This window comes from Rhodopirellula maiorica SM1 (assembly GCF_000346295.1).
Taxonomy (GTDB): Bacteria; Planctomycetota; Planctomycetia; order Pirellulales; family Pirellulaceae; genus Novipirellula; species Novipirellula maiorica.
In genome coordinates, this window is record NZ_ANOG01001037.1 from 1 (window position 1) to 9534 (window position 9534).

A 9534-nucleotide genomic window follows, 5' to 3' on the forward strand; every position below is an offset into this window, starting at 1 on the left:
CTCGGCTCGGTCGATCCCGATCAACCGGGCAGCGGAAACTGGGGGCTGGCGGCACTGATTACGATGATCGCGGTCACGAAGTCGACCGATGCGGGTGCCTATTTCGTGGGCCGTGCGGTCGGTCGGCACAAGTTGATCCCTCGGCTTAGCCCTGGCAAGACGTGGGAGGGAGCCGTCGGGGGAATGCTAACCAGCACGATCGTTGCATTCGCTTGTCTGCATTGGCTTTTTCCAGCAATGGCGCCAACCACAAATGCGATCACTTTGATACAGTGCATCATCGGCGCAATCGTCTTGGGCCCGGTATTGGCGATTGCGGGAATGTTGGGCGATTTAGCGGAATCACTCGTAAAACGCGATGCAGGTGTGAAAGATAGCGGATCTTGGTTGCCCGGCTTGGGGGGAGTTTGGGACGTGACTGATTCGCTGATTGCAGCGGTGATGCCAGCATTCCTATGCTTTGCTGCCGGAGTGGCAGGCCCACCTGGGTGAGGAAAACGCTTGTACACCCAGAGAATTTAAATGTGGTACAAGTACTCGCTCACGCTAGAATCGAGCGAAGGTAGGAGACTAAACCTTTCAGGCACTTGAATGACCGAAGCGACATTATCGATTGCGAATCCAGCGGAAATCCTGACGTTGTTTGGACCGCGTGACCAGCACTTGCGGAAACTGCGTCGAGCGTTTGACGTCAGCATCACGCTGCGAGACGGGCGAATCCGGATTGCCGGCGAAGAAGACAACGTCAATCGCGCGACCCGCACGCTGGAAAAAATGCGTCATATCTCTCGTAAAAAGGGAGATTTGGCGAGCGAGGACGTCGACGCGGCGGCGACCGAAGAGGGCGCTACGATCGAAGGTGCCGTACCGACCATCTCGGGCGATGACATCGATATCCAGCATGCCGGCAGGCGTGTGAAACCGCGAACACCGGGTCAAGGACGCTATGTCGAAGCAATTCGCCGCTTCGATTTGGCCTTTGCGACAGGGCCTGCGGGCTGCGGAAAGACTTATTTGGCCGTGGCGACGGCCGTCGAAGCGTTGCGGGCCGGTCAGGTACGAAAAATTGTCTTGGTCCGCCCGGCAGTCGAGGCCGGCGAAAGTTTGGGCTTCCTACCAGGGGACTTACGGGCCAAACTCAACCCCTACCTACGTCCGTTGATGGATGCTCTTGGTGAAATGATCGATTTCGATCAAGCTCGGACCTTGATGGAGCAAGACGTGATCGAAATCATTCCGCTTGCTTACATGCGTGGACGGACCCTCAATGATGCCTTTATCATATTGGACGAAGCACAGAACACGACTGTTGCTCAAATGAAGATGTTCCTGACGCGGATGGGCGAACGCAGCAAGATGGTGGTCAGTGGCGATATCTCGCAGCAAGATTTGCCACGAGGGATCACCAGCGGACTGCGGGATGCGATTCATCGTCTCAGCGACATCGAAGGAATTGGTATCGTACGACTGCGTCGAAGCGATATCGTGCGACACCGCTTGGTGCAGAAAATTGTTGAAGCCTATGACGATGATCAACATCATGAGAGCGAAAGCTTGCATGATAAATCCCATCACCCGCGTCATCCTAGCGAGGGCCCTAATAACCGCGAGTAGTTCCGATTTAGCGTGAAACCGATTCGATCGGTCCCCGCGTGATCAGACCGCCCCCGCTTCATTAGCGGAGCTCTAGGTTTATTGTGATGAGTGGCACAAGCAAACAACGGACACGCCAAGAAAGGATCGATTCGCTTGGGATTCCCAAGCCTCGGTTGATCCAGTGGTGGCAGCGTAGCGACAAGGCCGACTTTTCAATCCGCGTCGGCATGGCGATTCTTGCTGCAGTATTGATGTTGGTCCTATGCCATGCTTGGCGACCATCGTTCGCCTATCGCAAAAACGCGATCCCCGCTCGCGACATCATCACGCGGGTCACGTTCCAGGTCAAAGATGAATTAGAAACCGACGCCGTCCGTCGCCAAAAACGTCGCGAAGCTCCGGTGCTGTACCGAAATCGCACCAAACCGCTGGACCAATTACGAGCGGTGCTGAAGGACCAATTGTTCTTGGCCTTGGGCGCTCAGTCGTTTGACCAGATGAATGAAGACGAACGCAAAGCGTTCGCACAGTTCTATGAAGGAGACGAAACGGCCGAACCCGGAGACACATCGGCGGAACGTTTTGCCACTTTAAAATCCGTGTTAGCCGACGACCCCGAATTGGTCAAAGTCGATGCAGCCGTCGGCACGGCGATGGAGCCGATGTACAAACTGGGGCTGCTCAAAGCGATGCAGCATACGCCCGACCAGGGTAACCAGCGGATGATCATGGTGTACCCGGCGGGGCAACCCGATGAAGCGGTGCCGGTCGAAGTCAGCCAAGTGCGAATCGCACAGGCCAGCAGCAATCTGCAGTCGTTGTTACAAGAGTACTTTCGCCCCAGCTTCGGTAGCGAACGTGGCCAAACGGTCGCGGGAATGATCAGCGATTGGATTGTCCAGCGGTTGCCTCAATACGAGACGTTGCAATACGACGACGAATTGAGCGAACGAGCACGACTGGATGCCGCTCAGAATGTTGAACCGGTAATGACCTCGTATTACTCAGGCGATTCGAAGTTGGCCGAGGCGGGCAAACCGCTGGGGTTAAAAGAACTTGCGTTGCTGCGAGTCGAATGGCGAGAATTTGTCAGCCGTATGGGTTGGCGAGACAAGCTTGCCCGTTTCGCTGCTTTTTCCGGAATGATCGCAGCGCTGTATTTATTGTGCGGCGCCTACATCTTCTTTGTCGAAGACCGCAGGCTGCTGCAAGATCAAAAGAAATTAGCCAAGTTGTTGGCATTAATCGTGACCGCCGTCGCTCTGAGTTTTTATGCATCACGCGACGAGTGGCGAAGCGAATTGATCCCGCTCGTGCTGGCGTCGATCATTGCAGCAGTGGTCTATGGACGTGAACTCGCACTGCTATTGATGGCCGCCGCGTGCCTGAGTGTGACGTTGTTCCTCAGTGCCGAGTTATCGGAATTGGTGATGATGTTGGCGGCATGCACGAGCTGTACGCTGCTGCTGGGACGGATTCGCAGCCGCACTCACTTGTTATATGTCGGTACGATCTCGGCCGTGATCACAGCCGCGACCGTTATCGGTGTTGGCATCGTGACATCGCAAACGCTATCGGTGGTTGATGCGACCGGCGACATCATAGGCGAAGTGGAATCGCTGTATCGCGGCCCTCAGTTCGATGTGGTGTTGTGGGGACTTGGTCGCGAAGCGATGTGGGCAGGGTTTTGCATCGTGGTGTCCTCGGCTGCAATGACCGGACTTTTGCCGCTTGTCGAAAAAGCATTTCGAGTGCAAACCGACCTCAGCCTATTGGAACTTGGCGACGCCAGCCATCCGCTATTGCGTCGACTCGCTCAACGTGCACCGGGGACGTACAACCACAGCATCAATGTTGCGTCGATTGCCGAATCGGCCGCCGATGCGATTGGCGCAAACGGATTGCTGGTCCGCGTCGGCGCGTACTTTCATGACATCGGCAAGATGTTTAAACCCGAATACTTTATCGAGAACCAAAGCGCCGGCGTAAACCAGCACGATTCACTGCAACCGGCGATGAGCACCTTGGTGATCATCGCCCACGTCAAAGACGGCGCCGATTTAGCACGCAGCCATCACCTGCCCGAATCGATCATCGATTTCATTTTGCAGCACCACGGCACAACGTTGGTTGAGTACTTTTACCGCGAAGCGGCTCGTCGCAGCGAGGAAGACCCCAACGGCGAATCGGTCAGCGACAAAGATTTCCGCTATCCGGGGCCGAAACCACAGACGCTCGAAGCCGCCGTGATGATGTTGGCTGATACGGTCGAAAGCGCAAGCCGTACATTGGTCGACCCGACGCCATCGCGAATTCAAGGACTTGTCGACGCCATTGCACAAAAGAAAATGGCCGATGGCCAGTTCGATGAATGCGGGCTGACATTCCGCCAACTCGATCGCATACGCACCAGCCTTGTCAAATCTTTAACCGCCATTTATCACGCACGTGTCAAATATCCTGGACAACAATCAGCCTAACGAGAGCGGTGACCGATCGTCCCCGACACTCTCTATCGAAATCGTGACGGACGACCCGCTGCCTGAGCCCGATTGGTACGACCGCATTCGTTCCGCCGTGACCCATGCGTCCGCGTTCCGTGGTTATTCCCACGGCGAGATCGGGGTCCGCGTGACCAACGACGCCGAGATTCGCCAGATCAATGCTCGGCATCTCGACCATGACTACGAAACCGATGTCATCAGTTTCGCTTACGCCGACGAACCACCGACCCTCGAAGGCGAACTTGTCGTCAGCCTCGAGACCGCCCAACGCGTTGCCGACCGAGTCGGTTGGTCAGTGGAAAACGAATTGCTGCTGTACGTGGTCCACGGCACGCTGCACATTGCCGGAATGGATGATCTCGAAGACGATGTACGGCAAGCGATGCGCGATGCAGAATGCCAAGTAATGCAGTCGCTAGGCATCAAAGACATCGTTCACTACGGCCCCGATCGCGTGGAAGTCAATATAAAACCGGATCACTCATCGTCGGAGACGCGATCATGACCGATTCGGTAGCGTGGGGCATCCTCTCGGCTTTGGGATTCTTGTTCAGCAGCATCGGCGGTCTCGGTGGCGAATTGCTGGATCGATTCGCAGGACGTCACCTGGAAGCCTATTGCCGGTTGAACAAAAACCGAGAGCGTTTCGGCGCCGTCATCGATCATCAGGACGCTGCGATTCGCGGTAGCGAGTACTTGCGAATGATCGGAACCGTACTGTTCTTGATCTCAGGCACAACGGCCCTTTTTGTTGCCGAAGAGAATCCGATTGGCCGCGACCTACTGATTTGGTTCTTCACCGCCGCACTGTCGATCATGCTGGTTCACGCCTGGGTGCCCGCTGCGGTAACTCGCTTTGCATCGACTCAGGTGCTGTATCACACGTGGCCATTTTGGCGTTCGTTATCAATTTTGATGCATCCGCTATCGGCGCCGGGTGAATTGGTCGAGGTGATCACCCGACGGTTAGCGGGAAAGCACGAGCACGAAGACGAAGACGAAGAGCAACTCGAAGACGAAATCCGTACCATTGTCACTGCGGGCGAACGCGAAGGTTACTTTGGGCCGGGGGTTCGTGAAATGATCCACGGCGTGATGACGCTGCACGAAGATCCGGTCGGTCACATCATGACCCCGCGAAGCGATGTGGATGCGATTGAGGTTTCTTGGGAATGGGACCAAATCCTAAGGACAATCGTCGAAGCGGGCCGCACTCGATTGCCCGTCTTCAACGGCACGCTCGATAACGTAGTCGGAGTGCTGTACGTCAAAGATCTGCTGCCGTTTCTCGAAGCCCATCATCAACCTCAGGAACCGGTAAGCGAGATTATGCGCCGTCCGTGGTTCGTGCCGGTCGATCGGTCTGTCGAATTTCTGCTGCGTGAATTTCTGCACAGCCGAAGCCACATGGCGATCGTGCTGGATGAATTCCAACAAACTGCCGGCGTGGTCACGATCGAAGATGCGCTGGAAGAAATTGTTGGCGAAATTGTCGACGAATCGGACGAAGACGAAGAAATCGGATTGCAAGTCATCGACGATGACACGGTCGAAGTGGACGGCCGGCTGATGATCGATGATTTGAACGAACTGCTCGGCTGGGATTTGCCCGAGAGTGACGATTACGAAACCGTTGCCGGATTTGTCCTGTCGCATGTCGGATCGATCCCCGAAACCGGCACACGATTAACGCTGGGCGATTCCGAGATCGAAATTTTAAAGGCCAGCAATCGCAAGATTGATTCGATGCGAATCCGGCGCCAAAACGTCACCGACCAAAAAGTGGGGTAACAATCCCACTCATATTCTACGGTAAGGGCGAGCACGATGACGTTTGGCAAGCGAATATCAAGCAATCACGACTCGCATGCAATTTTCATCAACATTTTTTGTGCGTCATTACCTCGCATTGCGACGACACCGAATGTCGATAGACACCGTTCCCGTGATTGTAGTTCGCTTCTTACAGAGCTACACTATCCCGAGATCAACTACATGCAATTAGCCCTCTCTCTACGCGGAATCGCAGATGAGCACCCCTCCCAAATTGGATACTAAAGAAGCCGGAGTCGCTAAGCTGTCGATCGAAGGCAGTGAAATTGACTTCCCCATCGTCGAAGGATCCGAAGGGGAACGTGGAATTGACATCAGTCAGCTGCGAGCCAAAACCAAACTGATCACCTTGGATGACGGTTTCGTAAACACCGGCAGCACCAAAAGTGCGATCACGTTCCTTGACGGTGAAAAAGGAATTTTGCGTTATCGCGGTTATCCGATCGAAGAACTCGCCAAGCACTGTGACTTTGTCGAAACCGCGTTCTTGCTGATTTACGGCGAACTGCCTAACGCGTCGCAAGCAGAGATTTTCCGCGCCGGCATCCGCGACCACACCATGATCCACGAGGATATGCGGTCGTTCTACAACGGGTTCCCACGTGACGCACACCCGATGGCGATCCTGAGCAGTGTGGTCGGCGCGCTGGCGACGTTCTATCAAGACTCGCTCAACCCGAACGATCCCGACCAAGTCGAAATTTCGCTCTATAGACTGCTTGCCAAGCTGCCAACCATCGCGGCTTACAGCTACAAGAAGTCGATGGGTCAACCGTTCATGTATCCGAACAATGACCTAAGTTATTGCGAAAACTTTTTGCACATGATGTTTGCGACGCCGGCTCGCGACTATGTCGTCGATCCCGATTTCGTCGAAGCGTTGAACCTACTGTTCATTGTCCACGCGGACCACGAACAAAACTGCAGCACCTCGACCGTGCGTATGGTCGGCAGCAGCAACGCCAATCTTTTCGCTTCGATATCCGCCGGCATCGGGGCGCTGTGGGGACCACTGCACGGTGGAGCCAACGAAGCGTGTGTGAACATGCTCGAAACGATCGCCAAAGATGGCGGCAACGTGCAAAAGTATGTCGACATGGCCAAGGACAAAGAAAACGGTTTCCGTTTGATGGGATTTGGTCACCGCGTCTACAAGAACTTTGACCCGCGGGCGAAAATCATCCGCGCCAGCTGCGACAAATTACTTGCCAAGCTGCAATTGGATGACCCGTTGTTCGAAGTTGCCCAAAAGCTGGAAGAGGTGGCGTTGCAAGACGAATACTTCATCGAGCGAAAGCTGTATCCCAACGTCGACTTCTACTCGGGAGTGATCTACCGAGCCCTGGGGATTCCGATCCAAATGTTCACGGTATTGTTCGCCATTGGCCGATTGCCAGGTTGGATCGCTCACTGGGAAGAGATGCACAACAACCCATCGACGCGGATCAACCGACCTCGCCAAATCTACACCGGCGCCACCGAGCGTGCCTTCGTGCCGTTGGAAGAGCGATAGTCGAATCCCAGCGTAGGCCGTATCAAGTCGCCCAAAGCGACGCCGATACGGCAGACGCAAAGGTGATGGTCGAATTCATTCTCGCCGTCATGCCGGAACTACGCTATCGCTGCGTTCCGGCCTACGAAAACCGACGAGCCCAGTCGTCGGACGACATCGTCGTAGGCCGTATCAAGTCGCCCAAAGCGACGCCGATACGGCAGATGCGAAGGTGATGGTGAATTCATTCTCGCCGCCATGCCGGAACTACGCTATCGCTGCGTTCCGGCCTACGAGACGCTCAGCCAAATCGCGACGCCGAGATAAGCAACCGCGACCCAATCGCGGATCGTCCAACGGTCGCTGCGGGCGTTGAATCGCAAGTAGTCAAGCAATCGCCCCGTGGGGCACCCAAATCGGCAATAAGCCATCGGCACAAACAGCGATGCGACAACACCGACGACGAAAACCGCGATCGTGGCCCAGCCGGCGATGCGAAACACGTAGGCGTCAAACGGCTCGATGTCGACCAGACTCATTGGCAATGCAGCCATGGTGACCACCAGACACCACAACAACAGCAGCCCAGGCAGTAGCATCAAGAGTTTAGAAACCGAATGCCCCAGTTTGACTTGGTACCGGATTCGACCTTTGATCAACTGCTGAACCGCGCCGTGCGGACACAGGTGCGAGCAGTAGATATTCCGCTTGCTCAGCAGCGGACACGCAAACGCAGCGATCGCCAACATCGTCAATCCCGGTGCCATCTTTAGCGGCACTCCATGCTTGGCCCATCCTGCGATCATCGCTTGCGATACCAAATTTCCAGCAATCATTCCCAGATAAATGATCAACGTCAATTGAAACGCGATCCGAATTCGCTTACTGGCTCGCAGCGATGTCGACCCGATCACGATGGCGGCAACAATCACGATCATGGTGCCAACGTCATGCACCGTAAACTGAAATCCTGAGCGACGCTTTGGGCGAGACGCTTCTCGTTCAATTTGTGCGAGATGCTCTTTCGCAGCTTCGACCACGCCATCGGCTACCGCCATGCTTGTCATCGTTGCTCCGGACACCCCTTCGACTCGCATTTCGAAAAGATCCGCCTCGGCGATGCCTGGCAGCTTCATCTCATCAAAGGTGGATCGGAAATACGAATCCTCGCGAACGTATCCCACATATGGTTCGTTATCGTACGACTTTCCGATCGCGATCCCGATCACTTCCGCGTCTTGATCCAAACCAATCAAAACGTCAGTTGGTCCTTGGTAGCCGACGATGTTGTCGGCAGCCGGTGAACTTCGAAGCACTTGCCCAATCGGATCGCCACCGGAATCGACCGACCACAGCGTTCGATGCACCGCATCGGGCTCGATATGATCCGCATCGGGAAACAGCACTCTAACGTCGTCTAGCGAAAGCGGCTTCGGAAAACGCAGCGATCCGACGACCTCGCCGCCCAAACGGTGAATGATTGATTCCTGTATCGCCAAGCTCGTGAGTGTCGCTCCAGAGACCGCATCGACGAGGACGCCGCGACCAATTTCGTCTCGCGATTTTCCATCCAGCGACGACATGAACCGCTCGCTTTGCTGGACCTCTAACAAATGGTCTCGCGTGTCTTCGCTCGAAAGGATCGAGATCCCCACGACATGATCCTGATCATCAAATCCGATCAAGACGTTGGTGGGTCCGGAAAAGCCGATGATATGATCGCTTTCGGGAGACGTCTGAACGACGTAACCGAGCGATTGGCCGTTCGCATCGCTAACCGTCATCCGTCCATCCTCACTCGCAGCGCCGGCGAGCGATGCTGCAGCGGGGAACACGGAGGCAACCTGATCGACCGATAAATCGGCGATCGCCGTCACGCGACTCGATGACTGAGCGTATTGAAGATGAATCATAATGATGATCGAAACAAACACCGCCAAGCGTGCGAGGTGCACGACGAGGCGGCGAATTTGAAAACGATCAGCATTGACGGGTTCCAACGTCATTACTTGGCTGGAATCACACGAATCGCGTCGGCGTGAACATTGCCGCTGCCGTCGGCCGAGAGCGTCACGGCGCAATCTTCGCCACGGCGGAGATCAAACGTGC

7 protein-coding genes are annotated in these 9534 nt (G+C 55.3%); 6 read left to right on the forward strand and 1 reads right to left on the reverse strand.

From position 1 onward, the window contains the following. From RMSM_RS33505 to RMSM_RS33530, 6 genes are all read left to right on the forward strand, one after another. Positions 1-492, forward strand: a 492-nt coding sequence (locus tag RMSM_RS33505; RefSeq protein WP_040770873.1) for a phosphatidate cytidylyltransferase, incomplete at its 5' end; no start/stop codon positions are given. A gap of 99 nt (positions 493-591) precedes the next feature. Further along, the gene (locus tag RMSM_RS33510) at positions 592-1614 is read left to right on the forward strand and encodes a PhoH family protein (RefSeq protein ID WP_008708282.1); all 1023 of its coding nucleotides are present in this window, start codon (positions 592-594) and stop codon (positions 1612-1614) included. Positions 1615-1700: 86 nt separating this feature from the next. Beyond that, the gene (locus RMSM_RS33515; protein ID WP_008708283.1) at positions 1701-4076 is read left to right on the forward strand and encodes an HD family phosphohydrolase; all 2376 of its coding nucleotides are present in this window, start codon (positions 1701-1703) and stop codon (positions 4074-4076) included. A gap of 43 nt (positions 4077-4119) precedes the next feature. Further along, positions 4120-4605 (forward strand): rRNA maturation RNase YbeY, encoded by a 486-nt coding sequence (gene ybeY, locus RMSM_RS33520; RefSeq protein WP_008708284.1) that lies wholly within the window; start codon positions 4120-4122, stop codon positions 4603-4605. After that, positions 4602-5891: a hemolysin family protein gene (locus tag RMSM_RS33525; protein ID WP_008708285.1), complete on the forward strand. Its 1290-nt coding sequence runs from the start codon at positions 4602-4604 to the stop codon at positions 5889-5891. Before ybeY ends, RMSM_RS33525 begins: the two co-directional genes overlap by 4 nt. 238 nt (positions 5892-6129) lie before the next feature. Continuing rightward, positions 6130-7446 (forward strand): citrate synthase, encoded by a 1317-nt coding sequence (locus tag RMSM_RS33530; RefSeq protein WP_008708287.1) that lies wholly within the window; start codon positions 6130-6132, stop codon positions 7444-7446. A gap of 269 nt (positions 7447-7715) precedes the next feature. Here RMSM_RS33530 and RMSM_RS33535 read toward each other — a convergent pair whose 3' ends face one another. After that, a complete protein-coding gene (locus RMSM_RS33535) occupies positions 7716-9431 on the reverse strand; it encodes an FMN-binding protein (RefSeq protein ID WP_040770875.1) in 1716 nt (571 codons plus the stop codon). Between the last annotated feature and the right edge of the window lie 103 nt (positions 9432-9534).